We start from the raw sequence: 24,732 nt of genomic DNA, 5'->3' as shown, positions 1-24,732 counted from the left end.
GTCAGGTCGTCGCGGCCGAGTCGGTGGCGGACGACCCGTCGTCGGTCGTACCGGAGTCGGCGCCGCCCGAGCCCTGGTCGGACCCGCTGCCGGAGCCGTCGTCCTGGCGGTCCGAGGGCGGCTGCGGCATCTCGCCGCTGCCCCCGCCGGGCACCTGGCCGCCGGGGCCGCCGCCCTCGAAGGTGGGGAACGTCGGGTCGGGCGCCGTGGCCCGGCCGATCGCGAAGCCGCCCCCGCCGCCGACGAGCAGCACGCCCGCGAGCACGAGCGACGCGACCGCGCGGCGGCCGAGCCGGCGCCGGGGCCGCGCGGGTGGGGCAGGCGGCGCGCTCGGGTCGGGCGGCGCGGCGGGGTACCCGTCCGGCACGGCGGCGGCCGGGGCCGGGGTGGGCGCGGTCGGGGTCGTCGCCCCGGCGGGCGCCGGGGGCGCGGGGGGCCGCGGCCCCTCGGCCGGCGGGCGGGTGGTGTCCGGGTTCTCGGTCATGGGCACGACCCTCGCGCCCGATCCCGTGCCCCGCTCCGGTCCCCGCTGTGCGGACCCTGAGCGTGCGGCGGCGTCCCCGACCTCGGCAGGCGCTGCGGCTCCTGCGGCGGGACGTCGGGGACGCGTCGTCCGTCCGGGCCCGGAACAGGCTCCGGCCATGGTCCCCACCCGATCCTCACGCTGTCGCCCGATCGAGCGGGGTACGGCGCGAGAATCGGGTGGGGATCCCGTCAGGCGGCCCGGGTGGCCCGGCCGCGGTGCCGGCGCGCCAGCACCAGGGCCCCGCCCGCCGCGAGCAGCAGCGCCGACAGCAGCACCGCTCCGGCCGGGTCGGCGCCCGTGGCCGCCAGCGAGCCGTCGCCCAGGACGACGATCCGCACCTGCGCGAGCACCGCGCCGTCGAGCGACCGGACCTGGACGTGGTGCACGCCCGGCGCCAGGTCGGTCGGCAGCGTGACCGTCGCGGTGACCGAGCCGTCCGTGACCGCGGCGCGGGCCAGGGCGCGGTAGGTGCTGGCGACGCCGATCTCGACCTCGCCGACCGTCAGACCGCTCGCGGTCACCGTGACCGGGTCGCCGGGGCGGAGTGTCCGGTCGCTGACGGTGACGGTCGGGCCCGTCGGCGTGCCCGGCGAGGGCGTGGTGCCCGGCCCGGTGCCGGGCGTGCCCGGGTCGGCCCCCGGGTCGGTCCCCGGGTCGCCCGGGTCCGTCCCGGGGTCCGTCGGCTGCTGCGCGTCCCGCACCAGCCGCACCTCGTCGACCGTGCCCCACGCCCCGCCGGACAGCGTCGCGGTGACCGACACGGTCGCCGCCCCGTCCGCCCCGACCGTGACCGGCACCGAGGGCGTCGACCAGGCCTTCCAGCCGGTGAGCGCGAACGGAGCGGAGGTCGAGCCCGCGGCGGTCGCGGCGCCGAGCAGCAGCTGGTCGCCGGCCGAGGTGCCACCGCCCTGCCCGGTCGCCGTCAGCGTGTACGCCCCGGGCTCGAGCCCGGTGACCTGCTGGGTGAGGGTGAAGCGGAACGCGGCGGCGTCCCAGAACGACAGCGCCCGCGCGCCCGCGGCGGCGTCCCCGGTCGCCGTGATCTGCGCGCCGGAGCCCGTCAGCGCCCACATCGACGTGTCGGCGTCCTCGAAGCCGGGGTTCCGCACGTGGTTGACGGCCTCGACGACGACGGTCGCGGCCGCGGCGACGCCCTCGGCGGTGACGCCCGGCACCGGGTACGTCCCCGGTCCGTCGACCGCCGCCAGCGCCGTGGCGTCCCAGGTGACCGCCTGGGCCTCGACCGATCCGTCGTTGTACGTGACCTGGACCGTGGGCGGCAGGACCACCGGCGCGCCGTCGGTCACCGTGACCCGCACCTGCTCGACGGACGACACCGCCCGGGGCGCGGTCGCGCCCGTGCGGACGTACGAGAACACCCGCAGCGACTCGAGCGCGGTGCCGTCGTCGGCGAACAGCGCCTGGTTGTCCCAGGCGGAGCCGCCGTAGTACTGCCCGGCGTCGTCGGGGTCGTACTCGCCCGCGTACGAGGAGGCCCAGCCGGAGCCGTGCGCCTCCCACAGCGCCTTGTTGGCGTCGAGCGCCGACGGCGGGCCGACCGGGGTCCAGGCCGGCTCCCAGTAGAAGACGCCGATGCCCGCGTCGCCGACCGCCGCCACCGCCGCGACGACGTCGCGCACCGCCGTGGCCTGGCCCTGCACCGAGATCGGGTACTGGTGGGTGGTCGTGTCGGCGGTGATGACGTTCGGGTGCCCGTCGCCGTCGTCCAGCGTCCGTGCCCACGACGTCTCGGCCACCATGACCTGCTTGTCGTAGTCGTCGGCGACCTGCTTCAGCACCGACGTGAGGTTGCCCGGGGTGCCGTGCCAGTACGGGTAGTACGAGCTCGCGAACACGTCGTAGTCGACGCCCCGGGAGTCGAGCGCCGCGGCGGCGGTGGCGTACCGGCCGGCCGTCTCGGGGTTGGTGAGGTGCACCGCGACCAGCGCGTCCGGCAGCACCGCGCGCACCGCGGAGCTGCCCGCCGAGAACAGCTGCGCCATGCCGTCCCAGCCGGAGACGCCGGCGACCGCGTTGTTGGTCTCGTTGCCGACCTGCACCATGCCGACGTCCACGCCCGCGTCCCGGAACTCGGTGAGCGCGGCGGCGGTCCAGTCGTGCAGCGCCACCGCCTTGTCGGCGACGGACAGCCCCTCCCAGGCCTTGGGCACGTGCTGCTTGGCCGGGTCGGCCCAGAAGTCGGAGTAGTGGAAGTCGACCAGCACCCGCAGGCCGTGCGCGGTGGCGCGCTCGCCGATCTCGACGGCGCGCGCCACGTCGACGGTGCCGCCGCCGTAGCCCCGGCCCTGCGCGTCGTACGGGTCGTTCCAGACCCGGACCCGCACGTAGTTCACGCCGGAGTCGGCGAGCACCTCGAACAGGTCGGTCGGCACGCCGTCGGCGTCGCGGTACACGACGCCGCTGGCCTCCTGGGACAGCACGGACGACACGTCCACGCCGGTGATGAAGTCCTCGGCGAGGCCGTCGACCTTCGTCACGACGACGCCGGCGTCGACCGGTCCGTCGTCGGGCGCGGCCGCGGTGGCGGGTGGGGCGGTGGTCAGCAGCACGGCCGCGGCGGCGAGCGCCGCCAGCCGTCCGGTGCCTCGGGGGAGTGCGTGCACGGGCGGTCCCTCTCCGTGATCGTCGTCGTTCGCGGGGTGCGGCGACTGTAAACGATCACAGTCGGGGATGACCAGGACTGTGCGACAAGTGGGGCACCGACTGCGTCAAGAGCGATCCTCGTGCTGTGACCGTGCACAGTCGAGGACCGCGAAAGCGCCCCGAGGCGGCCACCGTGGGGCCGCTCCGGGGCGCCGGGTCAGCGCTGCGCGGGGAAGGTCGCCCAGACGTGCTTGGTCGCGTCGGTGGTGTACCAGCCGACCTCCTGCGACAGCCGGTGCGCGATCAGCAGGCCGAAGCCGCCGGCGCCGGACGGCCGCTCGCCGGCGATCACCGGCGTGGTCTCCAGGTCCGCGTCGCAGACGTCCAGGAGGTAGTCGAGGTCGTCCGCCAGCAGCGACAGCACCGTCGGCGGGCGGCCGTGCTGGAGGGCGTTGGTGGCGAGCTCCGACGCGACGAGGACCATGTTCTCCGGCACCCGGCCGAGCACGACCTGCGGGGCCGCGTGCGGGGCGGTGATCTCCTCGAGCAGCTCGCGGCGCACCCGCGCCAGGTCGGTCACCGAGTCCAGGCTCCACGACCGCACGGGGCGGAACCTCTCGGGAGGGCGCGACGTCACGATGCCGGCATCCTCCTGCGGCCGCGCGGCCGCCTCGTCAGGAGAGTGCGCCACGGTGTCCTCCATGGTCGGTGCGGGTCGGGGCCGTGCTAGACGTTAGGTGGCCCTTCCCGGTGCCGCCACCGGAGCGCGCCGACCCTGGTCGGGCGCACGGCAGGATGGTGCGGGCCGCCCGGCACGCGGGCGGCGACGCCGACGAAGGGGTGGCGATGGACGACCGCGAGCGCGAGGTGCGCCGCCGCATGGCCGCGCACGAGCCGTACACCGACTACGGGCCGGGGCTGGCGGGGCTCGAGGAGGAGCGCACCCGCGGCAAGGAGCTCGTGCACGAGTTCAACGCCTCGCACCCGCGGGACGTGCAGGGCCGGGATAAGACCCTCCGGGAGCTGTTCGGCTCGATGGGCGAGCGGGTGTGGGTCGAGCCGCCGCTCCGCGTCATGTACGGCAGCCGGGTGCACCTCGGCGACGACGTGTACGTGAACGTCGGCCTGACGCTGGTCGACGACGTCGAGGTGCACGTCGGCAGCCGGGTCATGGTCGCGCCGAACGTCACCGTCATCACCACCGGCCACCCGGTGCACCCGGACCTGCGCCGGGACGGCACGCAGTTCTCGGCGCCGGTGCGGATCGAGGACGACGTGTGGATCGGCGCCGGGGCGACGATCCTGCCGGGCGTGACGGTCGGCGAGGGCTCGGTCGTCGCCGCGGGCGCGGTCGTCACGGGGAACGTGCCGCCGCGCACCGTCGTCGGGGGCGTCCCGGCGCGGGTCCTCCGGGAGATCACGGACGCGGACCGGGACTTCCGCTACCGCCCGCCGCGCGACCTGGCCTGAGGCCGGGGCCCGGCCGAGGTCGCCGGTTGCGCCGCGACACGCGGCACGACACGCCGCGCCCGTGCGCGGAACCGACGACCTCGGCAGGCCCGCGCCGCGATCAGCGCCCGGCGGCCAGGTCGAGGGTCAGGAACGTCGAGGCGGCGCTCGGGGCGTAGGCGGCGAACGGCTCGCACTCCGCGAAGCCCGCGCGGGTGTAGAGCGCGCGGGCGGCGGCGAAGTGCTCGTCGCTGCCGGTCTCCAGGCTGACCCGCGCGTAGCCCCGGTCGACCGCGAGGCCCACCAGGTGCGCGAGCAGCGAGCCCGCCACCCCCCGGCGGCGGGCGGCCTCCGCGGTGTGCATGGACTTGATCTCGCCGTGCCCGGGGGCGATCTCGGCGAGCGCCCCCACGCCCAGCAGCACCCCGCCGGCCCCGTCGCGGGCACTCACGAACGTGACGTGCGGCGCCGTGAGCGCGGCCACGTCGAGGGCGTGCACGTCCTCCGGGGCGCTCTGGGCGTGCATGAGCTCCAGGTGCCGGGTGAGCAGGGCGTGCACGTCGGCGGAGCGCGGGTCGTCGGGGGCGATGGCGGGCGGGGTCGCCGGGGTCGTGGTCATCGGGCGGGACGCTACCGCCGGCGCGGGCGGCGCGGGTCAGGCGTCCGCCTCCGGGTCGCCCGCCAGGCGCGCCGCGTGGTCCGGCACCGAGGTGAACAGCTCGCGCGGCGGCCGCTGGTAGTCGTCGGCGGGCGGCCGCTTGGGCAGCTTCACCTTCTGCTGCTTCACCTCGCGGTACGGGATCGTCGAGAGCAGGTGGGCGATCATGTTGAGCCGGGCGTTCCGCTTGATGTCGGACTCCACGACGTACCAGGGGCTGTCCGGGGTGTCGGTGTGCGCGAACATCTCGTCCTTCGCCCGGGAGTAGTCCTCCCAGCGGGCGATCGACTCCAGGTCCATCGGGCTCAGCTTCCACCGCCGGACCGGGTCGTCCAGCCGCGACCGGAACCGCCGGAGCTGCTCCTTGTCCGACACCGAGAACCAGTACTTGCGCAGCAGGACGCCGTCGTCGATGAGCATCCGCTCGAACACCGGGGCCTGGCGGAGGAACAGCGCGTGCTCCTCGTCGGTGCAGAACCCCATGACCTTCTCGACGCCCGCGCGGTTGTACCAGGACCGGTCGAACAGCACGATCTCGCCGCCCGCGGGCAGGTGCGCGGCGTACCGCTGGAAGTACCACTCGGTGCGCTCGCGCTCGGTGGGCGCCGGCAGCGCGGCGATGCGCGCGACGCGGGGGCTGAGGTACTCGGAGATCCGCTTGATCGTGCCGCCCTTGCCGGCCGCGTCCCGGCCCTCGAAGACCACGGCCACCCGGGTCCCCGTCGACCGCACCCACTCCTGGAGGGTGACGAGCTCGGACTGCAGGCGGAACAGCTCGGCCTCGTACACGTCCTTGGGCACCTTCGGCGTCGTCATCCCCGGACCGTACGCCCCTGACCTGCCCGGGCGGGAGACCCACCGCGGGTCAGCCCCCGCCCAGCCTCCGCGCCCCCGCCACCGCGGCCAGCAGCGCCTCGGGCTCCGGCGCCAGCCCCAGCACCAGGTCGTCGACCCCGCGCAGCCCGGCCCGGTCCAGCAGCCGCTTCTCGTTGGTGGCCCACTCGCCGCGCCCCGCGAGCACCGCGTGCGCGCGCTGCGTGACGGCCACGGCGACCAGCCCCGCGCACTGCGCGACCCGCCCGGCGCGCGCGTGCTGCTCGGCGCCGTCGAGCGTGAAGTCGGCCCGCGCGCCCCACACCTCCGGTGCGGTCCGGCGCAGCGCCGCGGGGAACCCGGGCCGGGGGAGCGTGCCGCGCAGCACCCGGTGCCCGGCCAGCTCGGCGACCACGACGTAGGTGGGGAACCCGGCGAGGTGGAACAGCAGCGGCTCGACGTCGAACTCCCCGCGCCCCGCCCGGTCGACCTCCCGCTCGACGACGTCGAGGTCCCGGTAGTGCACGTCGACCCGCCGGCCCTCGACGGTCAGCCACGCCCCGCCGTTGAAGACGCCGCCGCCCCAGCCCCCGACCTCGAACACGTGGCCGTCCCAGCCGACGTCCCGGAGGTGCTGCGGGTCGAACGTGCCCCGGTAGTACACGGCGAGGTCCCAGTCGCTGTCCGGCCGCGCGGTGCCGTGCGCGCGAGAACCGCCCAGGGACACCGCCTCCACCCCGGGCAGGGCTGCCAGGGTGCCGGCGACGCGGTCGAGGAACGTCACGTCGGACATGCGTCGTCAGCCTGCCAGCGCGGAGTCGTCCGCGTCGACCCTCCCCACCACCAGCCGGTTCACCACGTACAGCACCACGCCGATCGCCAGCAGGACCGCGGCCCGCAGGTACACCGACCCCTCCCGCCCGGTCAGCGGGGACGCCAGGACCAGCGACACCACCGCGCCGACCACCGGCGCCCAGGTCGGGGCCCGGAACGACCGCGCGGAGTCGCCCTCGACCCGCTCGGGCTCGTCGTCGTCGCCGTCGGGGCCCGAGACGGGGCGGCGGCGCAGCACCAGCACCGCCACGTTCACCACCGCGAACACCAGCAGCAGGAGCAGGACGGTGGTGTCCGCGAGGTCCCCGAGGTCGCCGGTCGCGGTGAGCGTCAGGGCCAGCACCACGGTGAACGCGATCGCGACCACCGGGGTCCGGCGCCGCGCCTGCACCCGCCCGAACAGGGCGGGGATGATCCGCTCCCGGGCCATCCCGTAGACCAGGCGCGAGGCCATCATCATGTTGATCAGCGCGGTGTTCATCACGGCCAGCAGCGCGATGAGCGCGAACAGCCACGCGGGGAAGACCAGCCCGGCGACCTTCACCACCTCGAGCAGCGGCCCCGTCGACCCGACGAGCACGTCCGTCTCCACCAGCATCGACGCGGTGAACGCCACGGCCAGGTAGATGGCGCCGGCGATCGCGAGCCCGCCGAACAGCGCCCGCGGGTAGTCGCGCCGCGGGTGCTTCGCCTCCTCCGCGAGGTTGACCGAGTCCTCGAACCCGAGCAGCGCGTAGAACGCCAGCGCCGCGCCGCCCAGGACGCCCATCCACGCGGCGCCCTCCGTGTTCAGCTCCAGCGCGCGACCCGGGTCGCCCTCGCCGCGGACCAGCGCGACCACGCCGATGCCGATGATGACCAGCAGCCCGGTCGCCTCGATCAGCGTGAGCACGACGTTGACCCGGACCGACTCCGAGACGCCCAGGACGTTCACGAGCGTGATGAGCCCGAGGAACACCCACGCGGCGACCACGGTCGGCACGCCGAACGGCAGCAGCTCGGCGAGGTAGTCCCCGCCGAACGCGCGGGCGGCGGCCGACGCGCTGGTGATGCCGGACATCATCACGGCGAACGCGACCAGGAAGGTGAGGAACGGCCGGCGGAAGGCGCGGTTCGCGTACAGCGCGGCACCGGCCGCCCGCGGGTACCGCGCGACCAGCTCGGCGTAGGCGGTCGCGGTGAGCGCGGCCAGCACGAACGCGAGCAGGAACGGCAGCCAGATCGCCCCGCCGACCTCGGCGGCGACGGTCCCGGTGAGCGCGTAGATCCCGGCGCCGAGGATGTCCCCGACGACGAACAGCAGCAGCACGGTCCGGCCGATCGAGCGCTTGAGCGCGGGCTGCTGGTCCCGGCTCACCTGCGTGGACTCCGCCACGGGGCACCACCCCCTCCGCGGCACACTGTGCTCCCGCGCGGGCGGTCGCGCGCGGCGAGCGCCTCGCCGGGCGCGCGACGACCCCCGCCCCTAGGCTCGATCGGACCACCAGGACATCTCGGGAGGTCAGGCATGAAGGGCAAGCTGGCATTCGTCCTCGGCGCGGGCGTGGGCTACGTGCTCGGGACCCGCGCGGGTCGCGCGCAGTTCGAGAAGATCAAGGGCTGGGCGTCCGACGCGTGGCACGACCCGCGGGTCCAGTCGACGGTCGACGACCTCGAGTCGAAGGCCACCGGGTTCGCGAAGGACCAGGGCGCCGCGCTGAAGGACAAGGCCGTCGACGCGGTGAAGAGCGCCGTGTCGCGCACGTCCGACGACGACGCGACCGGGACGACCGGCGCGACGCGGACCACCCCGCCGGCCGGGACGACCCCGACCACGCCGGTCACCCCGCCCGGGGCGTAGCGGGCCCTGAGCGGGAGGGCGTCGTGGTCGCCCGGACGTCGCTGTGGTGGGACCGGCGCGAGCCCGCGTCCCACCCGCACCACCGCGCGCCGGGGGAGGTGCCGCACCCCGGCGACGAGCCTGCCGACGTGGTCGTGGTCGGCGCCGGGCTCACCGGGCTGACCACGGCCCTGCTGCTGACCCGCGCCGGCTGCCGGGTCCTCGTCCTCGAGGCCCGCGCGGTCGGCGCGGGCACCACCGGGCGCAGCACGGCGAAGGTGAGCCTGCTGCAGGGCGACCGGCTCGCCTCGCTGGCCGAGCGCCACGAGGACCGCGTGGTCGCCGCGTACGCCGAGGGCAGCGCCGAGGGCATGGACTGGCTGCTGCGCTACCTCGACGACCACGGGGTGCCCTACCAGCGGCGCGAGGCCCTGACCTTCGCGACCACCGCCGAGGGGCGTGCCCGGGTCGAGGCGGAGCTCGAGGCCGCCCGACGCGCCGGGGTGCCGGTCGGCTGGCGGCGGCGCACCGACCTGCCGCTGCCGGTGACCGGCGCGATCGGCCTCGCGGACCAGGCGCAGGTCGACCCGTTGGACGTGCTGGGCGCCCTCGCCGCCGACGTCGTCGGGCGCGGCGGTCGGATCGCCGAGGGGGTCCGGGTGCTCGGGATGCACCACGGCGCCGAGCTCGGCGGGCTGAGCCGGCGCACGGTGCTGCGGACCACGGCGGGTGACGTCGCCGCGGACGCGGTGGTGCTGGCGACGGGCACGCCGATCCTCGACCGCGGCGGGGCGTTCGCGCGGCTGCACGCCCTGCGGTCGTACCTGTGCGCGTTCCGGGTGCCGGAGCCGCCGCCGACGAGCATGGCGCTCTCCGTCGACGCCGACACCCGGTCGGTGCGCTCCGTGCCGGCCCTCGCGGGGGCGGGGCTGGTGCGGGGTCCGGCCGTCCCGGGCGGTTCCGCGACCCCGGTCGGCGCGGCGGTGCCGGACCTGCTGCTCGTCGGCGGCGCGGGGCACCCCGTGGGCCGGCGGCCCAAGACGGGGGAGTCGGTGCGCGCGCTCGTCGACTGGACCCGGGCGCACGTCCCCGGTGCCGAGCTGACCCACGTGTGGTCGGCGCAGGACTACGCGACGACCGACGGGCTGCCGCTGGTGGGCCGGCTGCTGCCGCTCGACCCGCGGTTGTACGTCGCCACGGGCTACGCGAAGTGGGGCATGACGACCGCCGTGGCCGCCGCGCTCGTGCTGGCGGCGGACATCCTCAACGACCGCGCCCCGCGCTGGGCGGAGTCCTGGCGGCCGTGGGGCCGGCACGAGCTCACCGGGCTCGGGGACGCCGCGCGGCTGAACGCCTCGGTCGCGCGGTGGCTCGCGGGCGGCTGGACCGCCCCGCGCGCCGGGGCCGGGACGCGCGCCGCCCCGCCGGAGGGGCAGGGCGGTGTCGAGCGCGCGGGGGTGCGCCCGGAGGCGGTGTGCACCGTCGGCGGCGTCACCCGGCGGGTGTCCGGCGTGTGCACGCACCTCGGCGGCGTCGTGACCTGGAACGAGGTCGAGCGGTCCTGGGACTGCCCGCTGCACGGCAGCCGGTTCGCCCCGGACGGCGCGCCCCTGGAGGGCCCCGCGACCACGCCGCTCGAGCCGCTGGGCCGAGCCCGTACCGGGTCCGTCGCCGGCCCCGGCGGACCCGGTACGGGCTAGCGGGCCAGTGCGCGGGCCCCGCGGGCGGTGAGCCGCTCCAGCGGCCCGCGCCCGAGCGTCAGGGCCCAGGCGGTGCAGCCCACGAGCGCCACGGCGACCGACCACAGGAAGGTCCCGTGGCCGGTGGGTCTCCCGTCGTCGGCCAGCAGGGGCATCCGCAGGCCGCCCGGTGCGATGAGCACGGCGAGCGAGACGACGTGCACGGCGTAGCAGGTCAGGGGCATCGAGCCCACGGCGGCGAGCGGGACGAGCACCGGCCGCAGCGGCCGCCCCAGGAGCAGGCAGGCGCCGACCACCGCCGCGGCGACGCCACCGCCGCCGACGATCTCGAGAGTGCCGCCGGAGTGCGGCGCCGAGGACAGGGCGGCTGCGGTGAGGGTGCCGAGGTCGGTGTCCTCGAGGAGGCGCTCGCGATAGCTCGGCAGCGCGCCGGGCGACTCCTCCTGGGCGTCGCCGTCCTCACCGACCACGCGTCCCTGCGCGTCCATCGCGAAGCTCTCCGACGCCGGGAGGTCCTCGCCCGCGCTCACGGCGCCGGTGCCGACCGCGGCGCCGAGACCGTGCCCGAGCACGGCCAGCAGCACGCCGCCGACGAGCAGCCCCGCCGCGAACCGGGGCGAGCCCAGCTCGCAGCGCCCGAGCGCCATGCCGGCGAGGAGCAGCGGCCACCACGTCGTCGCCTGGTACACGCCGACGACGAGCAGGCTGATCCCGGGGCCGCCCGCCCCGCCGAGAGCGAGCGTGGTCGCCCCGGTGACCAGCGCGGGCCCGACCAGGGCCACCGTCACCGCCGCCACCGCCAGCCGGCGCGGGGTCCAGCCGAGGACCGGGGTCAGCGCGACGAACAGCACGCCGTACACGGGCAGGATCACCGAGGCGGGCGACCCGAGCAGCTCGAGCACGAGCCCGATGGCGAGGACCACCAGCGCCCGGCCCACGAGCGCGAGCCGCGCGGTGCGGAGACGGTCACCGGCCGGGACGTCGCGTCGACCGGTCGACAGGGCGACGGAGATCCCGGCGACGAACGCGAACAGGAGCGCGGAGTGGCCGTGGGAGATCCCGCCCCAGGTGGCCGGCCGGGACCAGGTCAGCTCCGGCACGCGGCCGACGTGCACGGCGACCATGCCGACGACGGCGAGCGCGCGGGCGACGTCCAGGCCGATCAGCCGGGGTGGTCGGCCGAGGTCCCGCCAGCGGTCGGCGATCCCGCGCCGGACGGAGACGGGTCCTGCAGGGACGGGAACGGCAGTGCTGGCGCTGGGCACGGGTCCTCCTCGACCGCGGGGCGCTGCCGCGCGGGGCGGCGGCTGCTGGATCGCGGCTGAGGTGGCGCGGCCCGGGGTCGGCGTCCTCGCCGTCCCCGGGCCGTGCGGAATGCGCACCCCCAGGCTAGATGACCAGGCTCAGGAGCAGGACCACCACCAGGGCGGTCACCGACAGGACGCACTCCATGAGCGACCAGGTCTTGAACGTCTGGCCGACGGTCATCTTGAAGTACTCCTTGACCAGCCAGAACCCGGCGTCGTTCACGTGGCTCAGGAACACCGAGCCGGCGCCGATCGCCAGCACCATGAGCGCGACGTGCGTCGGGGAGAGGCCCTCGGCCAGCGGCGCGACGATGCCGGCCGCGGTGACGGTGGCGACGGTCGCGGAGCCCGTGGCGACGCGGATCAGCACGGCGACCAGCCACGCCGCGAGCAGCGGCGAGATCGGCGCGTTCGCCAGGCCCTTGGCGATGACGTCGCCGACGCCGGAGTCGACGAGGGTCTGCTTGAAGCCGCCGCCCGCGCCGACGATGAGCAGGATGCTCGCGATCGGGGCGAACGAGGAGTCGACGAGCTTGCTGACCATGCTGCGGTCGCGGCCCTGGCGGGTGCCGAGCAGGACCAGCGACACCAGCGCGGTGATGAGCAGCGCGACCAGGGGGGTGCCCACGAAGTCGAGCACCTGGCCGAACCCGGAGTCCTCGAACCCGACGGTCTCGGCGAGGGTGCGGGCCAGCATGAGGACGACCGGCAGCAGCACGACGGTCAGCGCGGTGGCGAACGACGGGCGGCGGGCGTCGTCCGCGCGCTCCGAGCCGCCGAGGATCTCGGTCGGCGGGTCGAGCGGGACCCAGCGGGCCATCGGCTTGGCGAGCAGCGGGCCGGCGACCGCGACGGTCGGGATCGCGACCAGCAGTCCGAGGCCGAGGGTCAGGCCGAGGTCCGCGCCGAGGGCGTCGATCGCGATCAGCGGGCCGGGGTGCGGCGGCACCAGGCCGTGCAGCGCGGACAGGCCGGCGAGGGCCGGGATGCCGACGACGATCATCGACACCTTGGACCGGCGCGCGACGAGCATGACGACCGGGATCAGCAGGACGACGCCGACCTCGAAGAACAGCGGGATGCCGATGATGAACGCGGCGAACGCCATCGCCCACGGGAGCCGCTGGACCGGCGTCCGCGCGAGGATCGAGTCGACGATCTGGTCGGCCCCTCCGGAGTCGATCAGCATCTTGCCGATGATCGCGCCGAGGGCGATGAGGATGCCGACGCCGGCGACGGTCTCGCCGAGCCCCTTCGTGAACGAGGTGAAGGCGTCGACGTAGGGCAGGCCGGCGGCCACGGCGAGCACGCCGGCGCCGAGCATGAGCGCGAGGAACGGGTGCAGCTTCACCCAGACGATCAGCGCGACGATCACCGCGATGCCGACGACGGCGGCGACGATCAGCCGGGTGTCGGAGACGGCGGGCGCCGCGTCCTCGGCCGCGGCGGCCAGCAGCAGCGGTGCTGCGGACGGGAGGGAGAGCATCAGGACTCCTGGGGGGAGGTCGCCGGCGCCGCGTCGGCGCGTGCGGTGGCGGGGTCGATGCCGAGCTCGCGCAGGGCGGCGTCGGCGACGGACTGGGGGGAGACCTCGACCGGCACGTGCACGCCGTCCTCGGCGTCGGTGAGCGGCTCGAGGGTCTGGAACTGCGAGGGCAGCAGGGAGGTCGGCATGAAGTGCCCGGCACGGCCGGACATCCGCTCGCCGATCGCCTCGATCGTGCCCTGCAGGTGCACGAACCGGACGCGGCCCTCGGCCTCGCGCAGCACGTCGCGGTAGGCGACGCGCAGCGCGGAGCAGGTGACGATGGTCGACCGGCCGGCGCGGGACTGCTCGGTGAGCCAGTCCCGCATGGCGCGCAGCCACGGCCAGCGGTCCTCGTCGGTCAGCGGGGTGCCCGCGGACATCTTGTCGATGTTGGCCTGGGGGTGGAACTCGTCGGCCTCGGCGTACGGCCAGGCGAGACGGTCGGCGAGGATCTGCGCGGTCGTGGTCTTCCCCGACCCCGAGACACCCATGATCACGAGGTGCTGGACCTCCGGCATACCTGTCCTCCTTGACGTCGTCGTCCGGGCGGCGGTGCTGCGTCCGGCAACCCCCGGGGCCGCCCCGAGGGTGTGGACACTGTGCCATAAAGATGCGACCTTTGAAACCCAAAGATCACACCTGTGTGAACGCGGGGCGAGCAGCGAGGCCGCTCCCGACCCGTGTGCGACCCTGGCACGGCCGACCGGGGGTCGCGCGTCGAGGGGACGCCCCCGTGGGTGGCAGGAGGAGAGCACGTTGGCGGTCGAGGTGCTGCACAGCACGGTGCTGGAGGCGATCGGCGCGGAGATCACCGGCGGGTTGCTGCCCGCCGGCACGGTGCTGACGCTGGAGCAGCTGCAGCAGCGGTTCGGGGTGTCCCGGACCGTGGCGCGGGAGACGATGCGCTCGCTCGAGCAGCTCGGGCTGCTGACGTCGCGGCGCCGGGTGGGGCTGGTCGTGCGGCCGTCGTCCGACTGGATGGTGTTCGACCCGCGCGTGATCCGGTGGCGGCTCGCCGGCCCCGGGAGGTTGGGTCAGCTGCGCTCGCTCACGGAGCTGCGCGCGGCCGTCGAGCCCGTCGCCGCGGCGGCCGCCGCCCGGCACGCCTCCCCCGAGGAGGTCGACGAGCTGCTGGCCCTGATGGCGCGGCTCCGCGAGCTCGGCGAGGCCGGCCGGCTGGACGAGTTCCTCGAGGTCGACCAGCGGTTCCACGCGCTGCTGCTGCGCGCCGGGCGCAACGAGATGTTCGGCGCGCTCACCGGGGTGGTCGCCGAGGTCCTCGCGGGTCGGACCCGGCACGGCCTCATGCCCTCCCGCCCGCGCGCGGAGGCGCTCGACGCGCACGCCGCCGTGGCCGAGGCGGTCCGCCGCCGCGACCCCGAGGCCGCCGAGCGCGCGATGACCGTCATCACGAGCGAGATCCGCGCCGCCCTCGGCGACCTGCACTGACCACGATCTCGGCGCAGGGTCAGGGGCGCGGGACGTTGCGGAGGTTCGAGCGGGCCATCGCCATGACCTCGCCCATGCCGCCGCCGAGGATCTCCTTGCTCATCGCCGCCGTGAACCCGCTGACCTGCTGGCGGGTGATCTTCGGCGGGATCGACAGCGCGCGCGGGTCCGTGACCAGGTCGACCAGCGCCGGGCCGTCGTGCGCGAACGCCTGGCGCAGCGCCGCCCGGATCTGGGTCGGGTCCTCGACGCGCACCGACGGGATGCCGAGCGCGGTACCCAGCGCCGCGTAGTCGATCGCCGGGGAGTCGGTGCCGTAGCTCGGCAGGCCGTCGACCAGCATCTCCAGCCGGACCATGCCGAGCGTCGCGTTGTCGAACAGGATCACCTTCACCGGCAGGTCGTAGTGCACGAGGGTGATGAGCTCGCCGAGCAGCATCGACAGGCCGCCGTCGCCCGCGATCGCCACGACGTGCTTCTGCTCGGCGCCGGAGTCCCGGGCGGCCAGCGCCGCGCCGATCGCGTGCGGCACCGCGTTGGCCATCGACCCGTGCAGGAACGACCCGATGACCCGGCGGCGGCCGTTCGGCGTGAGGTACCGCGCGGCCCAGACGTTGCCCATGCCGGTGTCGACCGTGAACACGGCGTCGTCGGCGGCCTCCTCGTCGAGGACGACCGCGGCGTACTCGGGGTGGATCGGGCGGTGGTGCTCGACGTCCTTGGTGTAGGCGCCGACGACCCCGCCCATCGCCTTCTCGTGCTTCTTGACCATCTGGTCGAGGAACCGGCGGGACTTCTTCCGCTCGACGAGCGGCAGCAGCGCGCGCACGGTCTCGCCCACGTCGCCGACGACCGCCAGGTCGTTCCGGGTCCGGCGGCCGAGGCGGGTCGGCTCGATGTCGACCTGGACGGTGCGGACGTCGGAGGGGAGGAACTGGTCGTACGGGAAGTCGGTGCCGAGCAGGATCAGCAGGTCGGCCTCGTCCATCGACGCCTGGAGCGCGCCGTACCCGAGCAGGCCGGTCATCCCGACGTCGAACGGGTTGTCGTACTGGATGTGCTCCTTGCCGCGCAGGCTGTGCCCGACGGGCGCGGCGATCTTGTCGGCCAGGGCGAGGACGTCGTCGTGCGCCCCGCGGACGCCCGCGCCGGCCAGGATCGTGACCTTCTTGGCGCCGTCGATCGCGGCGGCCAGCGCGGCGACGTCGGCCTCGGCGGGGACGACGCGCGGCTTGCGCGGGCGGGCCAGGGTGTCGGTGCCGGCGGGCGGTGCCTCGAGGTCCGCGACGTCGCCGGGGAGCGTCAGCACGGCGACGCCCGGGGCGCCGTAGGCGTGGTGGATCGCGCTGCGGATGACCCGCGGCGCCTGCGCGGCGGACGAGATCATCTCGGAGAACACCGAGCACTCGACGAACAGCCGGTCCGGGTGCGTCTCCTGGAAGTACTGGGTGCCGATCTGCGCGCTCGGGATGTGCGACGCGATCGCGAGGACGGGGACCCGGCTGCGGTTCGCGTCGTACAGGCCGTTGATGAGGTGCAGGTTGCCCGGGCCGCAGGAGCCGGCGCAGACGGCGAGGTCGCCGGTGATCTCCGCCTCAGCGGCCGCGGCGAACGCGGCGGCCTCCTCGTGCCGGACGTGCACCCACTGGATGTCCTCGCCCGCGGCCCGCGCGCGGCGGACCGCGTCCACCACCGGGTTCAGGCTGTCGCCGACGATGCCGTAGATGTGCTTGGCCCCGGCCGCCACCACCTGGGCGACGAGCTGGTCGGCCACCGTGCTGCTGCGCGCCACGGGATCACTCCTGTCGTTGTCGTCAGGCCATATTCATCCCATGACTTGCCCGCGTGCCACCCGGGGGCGGTGTCTCGTCGGTCACGGGGGACGGCTCCACCCTGTCGCGGACGCGGTCCGTCGGCACGTCGAACGGGCGGGGGTCGCGGGCCGTCGCGGGCGTCCGACGTGGTGAAACCCTGGGTAGGAACTGTGGACGAGCCGCCCCGTGGCCCCCCGACCTGGCACGCTCGGCTCGTGGAACCGACCCCCCTCGACGCGCTGCGGCGCCAGCTGCTCGACTTCACGCGGTGCGCCGCCTGCGGTGCCCCGCTCGCGGCGACGCGGTGCGGGCGGTGCGGGCTGGAGATGGCCGGCGACGACGGCGTGCGCATCGCGGACGCGTCGCGTGCCGCCGCCCGGGCGCTCGACGCGCGTCGGGACGTCATCGACGCGGCGCGGTCGCGGCAGGGCGCAGGGGCCGGGGCGCGGCAGGGCGCGCACGCCGGCGCACCGCGGCCCGGGGCGCCAGGGGCGCGGCCGACCGCGGCAGAGGCGCCGGCCGCCGCTCCGGTCGACCCCGGGTTCGCCCGGCCGACGACGTGGCGCCCCGGGCACGAGCGTCCCGCCGGCCCCGGTCCGGTGGCTCCGGCGACGTGGGGGCTCGCCCAGGGCGCCCCCGTCGCGCCGAGCGGGCCGCGCCCGCCCGCGTCGCCCCGGCCCGGGTCGGCGCCGGCGGTCGGCCTGCCGCCGCGCGGTCCCGTCGGTCCGGTCGGTCCGGTCGGACCCGCTCGCCCCGGCGATGCCGTCCCGCCCGGCGCGGGTGCGCCGTTCCCGCCCGCGCCCGGCGCCCCGGTGCCGCCCGAGCGGCCCTTCGACGTCGCCCGGCTGTTCGTGCTCGCGGGCGCCGGCCTCGTCGCCGCGGCGGCGCTCGTGTTCGCGTTCTTCTTCCTCGCCGACGCCCCGGGCCCGCGCGTCGCCGTGATGCTCGTCGCCACGGCCGCCGCCGTCGCGGGCACGCTCGCGCTGCGCAGGAGCGGGCTGGGGTCGTCGGCGGAGGCGGTCGGTGGGCTGGTCGCGGCGCTCGCGGTCGTCGACGCCTGGATGATCGCCCTCCTCGCCGACGGACCGGTCCGGTGGCTCGCCCTCGCGTCGCTGCTGCTCGCCGTCGGCCTCGGGCTGCCCGCGGCGGGTCTCGCCGTCCGGGTGCGCGCGTGGACCGTCGCCGTGCTCGTGCTGCCCGCGGTGCCGCTGTGCGTCGGCGCCGCGGTGGCGAGCGCCTGGGGCTGGCACCTCGCCCTGCTCGCCGCCGCCCTCGTGACGCTGGTGGTGCGCGCCGGGTACCGCCGCGCCGTCGCCGCGCGGTTCGGGACCGACGGCGCCATGGTCGACGCGCTGCTCGCCCTCGGTGCGCTGCTGCTGGTCGGCGCCGCGCTGCTCGCCGCGGTCGCGCTGCCGGAGCCGGTGCCCGGCTGGGAGACGGGCGGGTTCGCGCTGGCCCTGCTGCTGTCGGCCGTCGTCACCCGTCTGCAGGCCGCCGCCGAGCGGCCGGCGTGGGGCGCGGCCGCCGCGTGGGAGTGGGGCGCCGGGGGGCTGGTCGTGCTGTCCGCCGGCGTCGCCGTCGCGTCCGTGCTGCCCGCGCCGCTGGGCACCGTCCCGCTCGCAGCCGCCGCCGCGTGGGCGCTCCTGGTGCTGGTCCCGCGCCTGCTGCCGGGCGACCGCGCCGCCGACCGGTCGTACCGCGCCCAGGTGGCCGGCGGCTGGACGGCCCTCGTGCTCGCCACCGGGCCCGGGACCGCGGTGGGCGTGCTCGAGGTGCTGGGGCTGCTCGGCGCGGTCGGGGCCGACGGCGCCGGAGCGCCCGCCCGCGGGCAGCGCCGGCTGGGCGCTCGACCCCGCCGCGTTCGCGACGACCTCGTTCGGGGTGGGCGCCGGTCCGGTGCTCGCCGCGGTCGTGCTCGCGGGTGCGCTCGCGGCGGTCGGACGGGTGCCGCTCGCGCCGGTCGCCGAGTCGGTGCCGGTCGCGGTGCCGCGCGCGCCGGGCTCGGTCCCCGGCATCGCCGCACCGGCGACCCGGCCCCTGCCGCCCGCCCACCCCCGGCGCCCCGCCGCCCCGGCCCGCGCCACGGTGCTGCGGCAGCACGCCGCGGTGGTCGTCGGCCGGGCGTGCCTGCCCGTCGGGGTCGTGCTCGCCGCCTGGGTCGCGGTCGCGCTGCTGCGGCCGTGGTCGGTCCCGCTGCTGCTCGCCGAGCTGGCGCTCGCGGCCGCGCTCGTCGAGGTGGCGCGGCGCGTGCCCGCGGCGGCGCGGGTCGAGGCGCTGGCCGGCGCCGCCTCGGGGACGGTCGGCGGCGCGGGTCGGCCCGCGGGCGTCCCGGACGCCGCGGGCGCACCCCTCGTGCGCCCCGCCCCGCGACCCCCGTGGCGGGGCACCCTCGCCACGGCCGCGTTCGTCCAGCTCGCCTTCCTCGCCCTGCTGACCTGGGTGTCCCGCCCGACGACGGCGGTCGGCGCGGTCGCCGTCGTCGTCTTGCTGCTCCGGGCGCGCGCCCTGCTGCCGCGGGACGTCCGCGCGGTCCTGGTGGGGATCGTCACGGCCTACGCCGGCGCGGTGCTCGCCGCCGTGCTCGCGTGGTCGGGCTGGGACGGGCCCGGCGTGCTCGGCGGGGTCGCGGTCGCGCTGCTCGTCGTCGAGGCGGCGCTCGCCGTGCTGCCGCGGGTGGCCGACGACACCTGGCTCGGGGTGCTGGTCGTCGCGCTGGTCCCCGCGGTGCTCGCGATCGCGGCCGTCGCCGTCGACCGCACCTGGTGGGGAGCCGGCGCGGCGGCCGCGCTGCTGCTGGTCGAGGTGCTGCTGCTCGACACCCGCACACGACCGGTACCGGCGTGGGCGCGGGTCACCGCCGCCGCCCTCGTGCTGCCGACGGTCTCGGTGGTCGTCATCTGCGCCGGTGCCGTGCTCCTGCCCGGATCCGGGTCGCCCGTCCTGCTGCCCGTCGTCGCGGTGCTGGCCTCGGCGGCCGCGGTGGCCGCCCCCGCGATCGGCGACCGCCTGCGACGGCGCGCACCCGGGACCCCCGGCGACCACGCGCGGCTCGCGGTCGAGCTCGCCGCCGCCGGCACGGGCGCGGTCGCGCTGCTGCTCGGCATCACCCGCACGGCCACCGGCGCGGACACCGTGCTCGTGCTCTGCGCGCTGCTCGGCGCGGGGGCGACGGCCGTGGCGCTGCGGCCGGAGCGGCGGCTCGCGTGGTGGCCGGCCGCGGTGCTGTGGTGCGGCGTCGTCTGGTCCGCCCTGGTCTGGTGGGGCGTCGGGCTCGTCGAGGCGTACACCGCACCGCCGGCGCTGGCCGCGGTCGTGGTCGGCACGCTGCTCGCCCGCCGGGGCGACCGCTGGCGGCCGCTCGTCGCCGCCGGGGTCGCGCTGCTCGTGGCGCCGACGCTGCTGCTCGCCGTCGCGGGCCGGGACGTCGGGGTGCGGGCGGCCGTGCTGCTCGGCGTCGCCGCGCTCGCGGTGCTGGCGGGCGTCCTCCGTCGGCGTCCGGGCGCCGCGGGCTCGCGTGCCTGGGCGGCGCTCACCGAGCCGCTGCTCGTCGGCGGCGCGGCGGCGGCGCTCGCGGGCGCGGTCCGGGCGGCGCACCTCGCGGCGGGCACGCCCGTCGGCGGCGGCGTCGCCAACGCGCGGCTGTTCGGCGCGGCCCTGCTGTGGTCGCTCGTCGGCGCGGTGCTGCTCGGCGCGCTGGGGCGGCTGCTCGTCGAGCGCCTCCCGGCGGTGCGGCGCTGGGCGCTCGCCCCGGCGAGCGCGGCGTTCACGGTCGGTGCGCTCGTCGCCGTGCGGCCGTCCTGGGCGCTGACCTGGACCGGCTGGGTCGTCGAGCTCGGCCTGCTCGCGCTCGCGGTCGCCGCGGTGCGGTCCGAGGCGTCGCGGGAGCGCGGGCCGCTCGCCACCGACGTCCCGCCCGGCTGGGTGCTCTGGCTGGCGGCGCTCGCGTGGGCGATCGGCGCGTGGAGCCCCCGCGAGCTGCGCGTCGAGGTCTTCGCGCTGCCGCTCGGCCTCGCGCTGACGGCGATGGGCTGGGTGGCGCTGCGCGCGGCGCTCGCGGCCCGGGGCCCGGGCGGGCGCGGGCCGCTCGGTGCGCCGGGGGCACCCGCCGGCTGGGCCCCGGCGTCGTCGGCCGTCCCCGCCGGCCCGCGTCCTGCGTGGCCCGTCGGCCGGACGACCTCCGTCGCGACCCTGGCCCCCGGGATCCTGGCGACCCTCGGGCCGTCGATGCTCGCGATCTGGACCGACCCGATGACCTGGCGCGCGATCCTCGTCGTCGTCCTGGCGCTCGGGTTCATGCTCGAGGGGGCGCGGGAGATGCTGCGCGCGCCGCTCGTCCTCGGCGCGGGCGCGTTGCCGGTCGCGGTGCTCAGCGTGTTCGCCGCGCAGCTCGGCCGGACGATCTCCGCCGGGCCGTGGCTGCTGACCCTGCTGGCGGCGGGCGGGCTGCTGCTCGTGCTCGGCGTGTTCGCGGAGCGCCGCCGGACGGCGGTGGCGGAGGGCCGGTCGACGGCGGGCGGCGTGCTGCGCTGACGCGCGAGCGGCGCTGACGCGCGAGCGGCACCGAGGGGTTGCGTGCGGCTCCCGGGCAGCGCGCTGCCGAGACGAGCCACCCGCCCGCGTCGCGCGCACGTGTGTCTGATGCTCACTCGCGGTGGCGCGGTGGCGCGGTGGCGCGGTGGCGCGGTGGCGCGGAGGCGCGGAGGCCGCGGGGCTGCGACCGCCGCCGCGGGTGGCGTGGGCTCAGCGCCGGGCGTCGCCCTGGGGCGCGGCGTCGGCGTCGAGTGTCGCCGCCCCGTCGGCCCCGGCGTCGGCGTCGCCGAGGCGCGTCGTCGCGGCGCCGGCCTCGGGCCCACCGGCCACGGTGCCCGCTCCCGCACCGGGCGCGCCGTCGAGGGTCGCACCCGAATCCGCCTCGCCAACGACCCCCGCACCCGCCCCGGCACCGTGCCCACCGGTACCCGGGGTCCCCGCGCGCAGCACCCGCAGCGACCCGAGCACGGCCACGACGGCGAGCACGGCCGCGCCCACGACGACGAGGTACCCGCCGTGCGACCCCTGCCGGTCGATGAGCAGCCCCGCGATCCACGACCCGACCGACACCCCCACGCCGAGCGAGGTGCCGACCCAGGTCAGCCCCTCGGTGAGCCGCTCGCGGGGCACCAGGTCCTGCACGAGCCCGTTCCCGTTGATCAGCGTCGGCGCGATCGCGAACCCGGCGACGAACATGACGACCGCGAGCATCGCCATCGAGTCGACCAGGACGAACAGGGACGCGCCCAGGGCGAGCGCGACCATGCCGATCGCGAACCGGCGCCACAGCGGCGTCGTCCAGTGCCGGGCGCCGTAGAGCAGGCCCGAGATCATCGACCCGCAGGCGAACACCGCGAGGATGACTCCCGCGAGCCCGGGGCGGCCGGACTCCTCGGCGAACGCCACCGTGCTGACATCGGTGCCGCCGAAGATCGCGCCCATCGCGACGAACACGACCGCGAGCACGATCATCCCGCCGGACCGCATGACGGAGCGGCGGCGCACGGGGGTGCCGTCGGGGGCGGTGACGACCTCGCGCGGGTGCGGCGGCGGCTGGGTCGCGCGCTGCCCGAGGAACCAGAACCCGCCCAGCACCATCCCGACCACCGGCACGATCAGGCCGGCCGACGGCGTGACGGCGGTGGCGAGGGTCGTCGCGAGGATCGGGCCGACGACGAACACCAGCTCGTCCAGCGCCGACTCCAGCGAGTACGCGGTGTGCAGGGCGCGCGGGTCGTCGACCACGTGCGACCAGCGGGCGCGGACCAGCGCGCCGAACGACCCGACGGTCGCGCCGACGACCACCGCGGTCGCGTAGAGCGACCACACCGGCGCGTCCGCGAGGGCGCACGCCACCAGCCCGACGAGCGCGGTGGCGGACACCGCGACCGCCGGCCGCATGACCCGCGCCTGCCCGTGCAGGTCGACGAGGCGCGCGAGCTGCGGCGAGCAGATCGCCTGCGCCAGCACGTACGCCGCGGACACGCTGCCGGCGAGGCCGTACGAGTGGTACAGCGCCTCGATCATCAGCACGATGCCGATGCCGACCATGGACATCGGGAGCCGGGCGATCACCCCGGCGGAGGAGAACGCCAGCGCCCCCGGACGGGAGAGCACGTCGCGGTAGGGCCCCAGCACGCGGTCAGTGTCGCACCCCGCACCGACACGTCGCTCGCGCATTCCGGCGCCCCGTGCGGATACTCGGGGCATGACGACGCGCGTGACGGACGTGACCGACCAGCAGCGGTTCGAGATCACCGACGCCGAGGGCACCGTCCTCGGCGTCGCGGAGTACCAGCGGCGCCCCGGCGTCGTCGTGTTCACGCACACCGAGGTCGACCCCCGGCAGGAGGGTCACGGCATCGGGTCGACGCTGGTCCGCGAGGCGCTCGACGCCGTGCGTGCCGCCGGGGACCGGATCGAGCCGCGCTGCCCCTTCGTGCGCGCCTACGTCGAGGAGCACCCCGAGTACCGCGACCTGGTGGTCGACCCGGTCGGCTGAGCGGGGCGGCGACTCCGCGGCGGCGCGGTCAGCCCCGCAGCAGCGCCCCCACCGGCGTCGCGTCGAGGTCCCGCAGCAGCGCCGCGACGTCCTCGACCACGTCGGCCGCCCCGGCGTCGCGCAGCTCGGCCTCCGAGGTGCCGCCGGACAGCACGCCGACGCACGGCACACCCGCCCGCACCGCCGCCTCGACGTCCCACACCGAGTCGCCCACGAACACCGCGCGCTCGGCCGGCACCCCGGCCAGGTCGAGCGCGGCGTGCACCAGGTCGGGCTCGGGCTTCGCCTCGTCGACGTCCTCGGCGCCGGTGATCTGCACGAGGTCGTCGACGTCGAGCGCCGCCCGGAGCTTCTCGAGCTCTTCCGGCGCCGCGGACGTCGACAGCACGACGCGGACGCCGCGGTCGGCCAGGGCCTGCACGAGGTCGCGGGCGCCGTCGAACGGCCGCAGCAGGCCCTCGAGCTCGGCGTACCGCGCGGTGTGCCGTTCCTTCGCCTCGTCCCCGAGCCGGTCGGCGTCGTCCTCGAGCAGCTCGCCGATCAGCCGGCCGGACCCCATCCCGATCCGCCGGTGCACGCGCCAGGCGTCGACCGGGTGGCCGACCTCCCCGAAGGCGCGGACCCAGGCGTGCACGTGCAGGAAGTTGGAGTCGACGAGCGTGCCGTCGATGTCGAGCAGGACGGCGGTCGGTGCGTCGGTGCCGGTCATGCCTCCGGTCTAGCGGCTGGTCGTCCGGCCCGCGACCGGGGAGCGCCCGGCGCGCGTCCGCCCGCGGCGCGGGCTAGCGTGCGGCGGTGCCCCGCCCGAGCCGCCCCGCCCCCGCCCCGCGCTCCTGGGTGCTGGTCCCGGCGGTCGCCGCACCCGTCGCGATGATCGGCGGGTGGCTGCTCGCCGAGGCGCTGGCGCCCGGGTTCGACCCGGTGTCCCGCACGATCAGCGAGCTCGCCACCGCCGACGTGCCGCGCCCGGGCGTGATGACCGCCGGCCTCCTGGTCACCGGGCTCGCCCACGTCGGGACGGCAGCCGGGCTGCGCGGGGTGCCGCGGGCAGGCCGCCTCGTGCTCGCGCTCGGCGGCGTGGCGACGGCCGCCGTCGGCCTGCTGCCGCTGCACCGCGTCCCGTCGGCGCACGGGGTCGCCGCGGCCGTGGCGTTCGGGGCGCTGGCGCTGTGGCCCGCGGCGTCCGCGCGCCGGTCCGGACCGTGGCCGCTGCGGCCCGCGGCGGCAGTCCCGGCGACGGCCGCGCTGCTGGCGCTGCTGGCCTGGTTCGTCGCCGAGCAGTCCCGGGGCGGGGGCGTCGAGGGCCTGGCCGAGCGCGCCGTGGCGGGCGCTGAGTCGCTGGCGCCCCTGGCCCTGGTGCTCGCGCTGCGGGTGTCGCGCCGCCGCGCCGGGTCGTTGGTGAGGCCCGGCGCGGCGGGCGGTCTCAGGGGTTGAGGTACGAGCCCGGGTCCTGGTCGGACGGGCTGGCGTCCGGCATCGACCGGGCGACCTCCTCGTCCGAGACCTCCTCGTCGCGGATCTCGTCCACGTCCGGCTCGGTCAGGGCGTCGGGGGAGTCCTCGGGGAACGGCGTGACGTCCTCGCTCATCACTGCTCCTTCGCTGCGGGTGAGCCGCCCACGCTAGGCGCGCCGCGGCCGGCCCGCGCGTCGAACGCGGGCGGGCCGGGGCTGGACCCTCACACGGTGGCAGGGTGTGCA

21 protein-coding genes are annotated in these 24,732 nt (G+C 76.8%); 7 read left to right on the top strand and 14 right to left on the bottom strand.

Features of this window, described 5'->3' with window-relative positions:
* Position 1: 1 nt before the first annotated feature.
* From FKM96_RS09025 to FKM96_RS09015, 3 genes are all read right to left on the bottom strand, one after another.
* Positions 2 to 484: a hypothetical protein gene (locus FKM96_RS09025; RefSeq protein ID WP_147794945.1), complete on the bottom strand. Its 483-nt coding sequence runs from the start codon at positions 482 to 484 to the stop codon at positions 2 to 4.
* Positions 485 to 714: 230 nt separating this feature from the next.
* The gene (locus FKM96_RS21940; RefSeq protein ID WP_147794944.1) at positions 715 to 3,150 is read right to left on the bottom strand and encodes a glycosyl hydrolase 53 family protein; all 2,436 of its coding nucleotides are present in this window, start codon (positions 3,148 to 3,150) and stop codon (positions 715 to 717) included.
* A 197-nt stretch (positions 3,151 to 3,347) separates the two neighbouring features.
* Positions 3,348 to 3,710 (bottom strand): ATP-binding protein, encoded by a 363-nt coding sequence (locus tag FKM96_RS09015; protein WP_210417400.1) that lies wholly within the window; start codon positions 3,708 to 3,710, stop codon positions 3,348 to 3,350.
* Positions 3,711 to 3,976: 266 nt separating this feature from the next.
* On the opposite strand from FKM96_RS09015, the gene FKM96_RS09010 reads away from it, so the two are divergent.
* On the top strand, positions 3,977 to 4,600 hold the full coding sequence (locus tag FKM96_RS09010) for a sugar O-acetyltransferase (RefSeq protein WP_210417399.1): 624 nt from the start codon (positions 3,977 to 3,979) through the stop codon (positions 4,598 to 4,600).
* Positions 4,601 to 4,700: 100 nt separating this feature from the next.
* Here the strand turns inward: FKM96_RS09010 and FKM96_RS09005 are convergent, their stop codons facing one another.
* Genes FKM96_RS09005 through FKM96_RS08990 form a run of 4 tightly spaced genes read right to left on the bottom strand, consistent with a single transcriptional unit; the run spans position 4,701 to position 8,259 of the window.
* A complete protein-coding gene (locus tag FKM96_RS09005) occupies positions 4,701 to 5,198 on the bottom strand; it encodes an N-acetyltransferase (protein ID WP_147794943.1) in 498 nt (165 codons plus the stop codon).
* Positions 5,199 to 5,234: 36 nt separating this feature from the next.
* Entirely contained in the window at positions 5,235 to 6,053 is an 819-nt protein-coding gene (gene ppk2 / locus FKM96_RS09000) for a polyphosphate kinase 2 (RefSeq protein WP_147794942.1), read from the bottom strand.
* A 49-nt stretch (positions 6,054 to 6,102) separates the two neighbouring features.
* Complete coding sequence (locus tag FKM96_RS08995; RefSeq protein WP_147794941.1) at positions 6,103 to 6,843, bottom strand: nucleotidyltransferase domain-containing protein; 741 nt, start codon at positions 6,841 to 6,843, stop codon at positions 6,103 to 6,105.
* 6 nt (positions 6,844 to 6,849) lie between these two features.
* Positions 6,850 to 8,259 (bottom strand): APC family permease, encoded by a 1,410-nt coding sequence (locus FKM96_RS08990; protein ID WP_147794940.1) that lies wholly within the window; start codon positions 8,257 to 8,259, stop codon positions 6,850 to 6,852.
* Between the two features lie 132 nt (positions 8,260 to 8,391).
* Between FKM96_RS08990 and FKM96_RS21490 the strand changes: the two genes are divergently transcribed.
* Positions 8,392 to 8,724, top strand: coding sequence for a YtxH domain-containing protein (locus FKM96_RS21490; protein WP_246855276.1), 333 nt, complete (start codon positions 8,392 to 8,394; stop codon positions 8,722 to 8,724).
* Positions 8,725 to 8,747: 23 nt separating this feature from the next.
* On the top strand, positions 8,748 to 10,403 hold the full coding sequence (locus FKM96_RS08980; protein WP_147794939.1) for an FAD-dependent oxidoreductase: 1,656 nt from the start codon (positions 8,748 to 8,750) through the stop codon (positions 10,401 to 10,403).
* Here the strand turns inward: FKM96_RS08980 and FKM96_RS08975 are convergent.
* The 3 genes from FKM96_RS08975 to FKM96_RS08965 all read right to left on the bottom strand — a co-directional run bounded on the left by FKM96_RS08975 (position 10,400) and on the right by FKM96_RS08965 (position 13,756).
* Complete coding sequence (locus FKM96_RS08975; protein WP_147794938.1) at positions 10,400 to 11,668, bottom strand: DUF418 domain-containing protein; 1,269 nt, start codon at positions 11,666 to 11,668, stop codon at positions 10,400 to 10,402. The genes FKM96_RS08980 and FKM96_RS08975 overlap by 4 nt on opposite strands.
* 124 nt (positions 11,669 to 11,792) lie before the next feature.
* On the bottom strand, positions 11,793 to 13,196 hold the full coding sequence (locus FKM96_RS08970) for a GntP family permease (RefSeq protein WP_147794937.1): 1,404 nt from the start codon (positions 13,194 to 13,196) through the stop codon (positions 11,793 to 11,795).
* Complete coding sequence (locus tag FKM96_RS08965; protein ID WP_147794936.1) at positions 13,196 to 13,756, bottom strand: gluconokinase; 561 nt, start codon at positions 13,754 to 13,756, stop codon at positions 13,196 to 13,198. Before FKM96_RS08965 ends, FKM96_RS08970 begins: the two co-directional genes overlap by 1 nt.
* A 238-nt stretch (positions 13,757 to 13,994) precedes the next feature.
* Between FKM96_RS08965 and FKM96_RS08960 the strand changes: the two genes are divergently transcribed.
* Positions 13,995 to 14,687 (top strand): FadR/GntR family transcriptional regulator, encoded by a 693-nt coding sequence (locus FKM96_RS08960; protein WP_246855275.1) that lies wholly within the window; start codon positions 13,995 to 13,997, stop codon positions 14,685 to 14,687.
* A 19-nt stretch (positions 14,688 to 14,706) separates the two neighbouring features.
* On the opposite strand, the gene FKM96_RS08955 is transcribed toward FKM96_RS08960, so the two are convergent.
* Positions 14,707 to 16,479 carry a pyruvate dehydrogenase gene (locus FKM96_RS08955; protein ID WP_147794935.1) on the bottom strand — a complete coding sequence of 591 codons (1,773 nt, stop codon included), beginning with the start codon at positions 16,477 to 16,479 and terminating at the stop codon, positions 14,707 to 14,709.
* 1,903 nt (positions 16,480 to 18,382) lie between these two features.
* Between FKM96_RS08955 and FKM96_RS08950 the strand changes: the two genes are divergently transcribed.
* Entirely contained in the window at positions 18,383 to 21,031 is a 2,649-nt protein-coding gene (locus FKM96_RS08950; protein WP_147794934.1) for an SCO7613 C-terminal domain-containing membrane protein, read from the top strand.
* 210 nt (positions 21,032 to 21,241) lie between these two features.
* Here FKM96_RS08950 and FKM96_RS08945 read toward each other — a convergent pair whose 3' ends face one another.
* On the bottom strand, positions 21,242 to 22,669 hold the full coding sequence (locus FKM96_RS08945) for an MFS transporter (RefSeq protein ID WP_147794933.1): 1,428 nt from the start codon (positions 22,667 to 22,669) through the stop codon (positions 21,242 to 21,244).
* Between the two features lie 70 nt (positions 22,670 to 22,739).
* Here FKM96_RS08945 and FKM96_RS08940 point away from each other — a divergent pair, with 70 nt between their 5' ends.
* On the top strand, positions 22,740 to 23,033 hold the full coding sequence (locus FKM96_RS08940; protein ID WP_147794932.1) for a GNAT family N-acetyltransferase: 294 nt from the start codon (positions 22,740 to 22,742) through the stop codon (positions 23,031 to 23,033).
* 28 nt (positions 23,034 to 23,061) lie between these two features.
* On the opposite strand, the gene FKM96_RS08935 is transcribed toward FKM96_RS08940, so the two are convergent.
* A complete protein-coding gene (locus FKM96_RS08935; protein ID WP_147794931.1) occupies positions 23,062 to 23,742 on the bottom strand; it encodes an HAD family hydrolase in 681 nt (226 codons plus the stop codon).
* Between the two features lie 86 nt (positions 23,743 to 23,828).
* Between FKM96_RS08935 and FKM96_RS08930 the strand changes: the two genes are divergently transcribed.
* On the top strand, positions 23,829 to 24,467 hold the full coding sequence (locus tag FKM96_RS08930; RefSeq protein ID WP_147794930.1) for a DUF998 domain-containing protein: 639 nt from the start codon (positions 23,829 to 23,831) through the stop codon (positions 24,465 to 24,467).
* On the opposite strand, the gene FKM96_RS20625 is transcribed toward FKM96_RS08930, so the two are convergent.
* Entirely contained in the window at positions 24,457 to 24,621 is a 165-nt protein-coding gene (locus FKM96_RS20625) for a hypothetical protein (protein ID WP_168216929.1), read from the bottom strand. The genes FKM96_RS08930 and FKM96_RS20625 overlap by 11 nt on opposite strands.
* Positions 24,622 to 24,732: the final 111 nt, after the last annotated feature.

This window comes from Cellulomonas sp. Y8 (genome assembly GCF_008033115.1).
Taxonomy (GTDB): Bacteria; Actinomycetota; Actinomycetes; order Actinomycetales; family Cellulomonadaceae; genus Cellulomonas.
The sequence above is the reverse complement of the archived record's forward strand: the minus strand, read 5'-3'. Positions and strand labels throughout refer to the sequence as shown.

What these genes read in the sequence shown, in the direction of transcription:
- FKM96_RS08995 (WP_147794941.1), bottom strand. Translation starts at nt 6,843, where the DNA reads ATGTCCGACGTGACGTTCCTCGACCGCGTCGCCGGCACCCTGGCAGCC.
- FKM96_RS09005 (WP_147794943.1), bottom strand. Translation starts at nt 5,198, where the DNA reads ATGACCACGACCCCGGCGACCCCGCCCGCCATCGCCCCCGACGACCCG.
- FKM96_RS21490 (WP_246855276.1), top strand. Translation starts at nt 8,392, where the DNA reads ATGAAGGGCAAGCTGGCATTCGTCCTCGGCGCGGGCGTGGGCTACGTG.
- FKM96_RS08940 (WP_147794932.1), top strand. Translation starts at nt 22,740, where the DNA reads ATGACGACGCGCGTGACGGACGTGACCGACCAGCAGCGGTTCGAGATC.
- FKM96_RS08965 (WP_147794936.1), bottom strand. Translation starts at nt 13,756, where the DNA reads ATGCCGGAGGTCCAGCACCTCGTGATCATGGGTGTCTCGGGGTCGGGG.
- FKM96_RS09025 (WP_147794945.1), bottom strand. Translation starts at nt 484, where the DNA reads ATGACCGAGAACCCGGACACCACCCGCCCGCCGGCCGAGGGGCCGCGG.
- FKM96_RS08970 (WP_147794937.1), bottom strand. Translation starts at nt 13,196, where the DNA reads ATGCTCTCCCTCCCGTCCGCAGCACCGCTGCTGCTGGCCGCCGCGGCC.
- FKM96_RS20625 (WP_168216929.1), bottom strand. Translation starts at nt 24,621, where the DNA reads ATGAGCGAGGACGTCACGCCGTTCCCCGAGGACTCCCCCGACGCCCTG.
- ppk2 (WP_147794942.1), bottom strand. Translation starts at nt 6,053, where the DNA reads ATGACGACGCCGAAGGTGCCCAAGGACGTGTACGAGGCCGAGCTGTTC.
- FKM96_RS08935 (WP_147794931.1), bottom strand. Translation starts at nt 23,742, where the DNA reads ATGACCGGCACCGACGCACCGACCGCCGTCCTGCTCGACATCGACGGC.
- FKM96_RS09010 (WP_210417399.1), top strand. Translation starts at nt 3,977, where the DNA reads ATGGACGACCGCGAGCGCGAGGTGCGCCGCCGCATGGCCGCGCACGAG.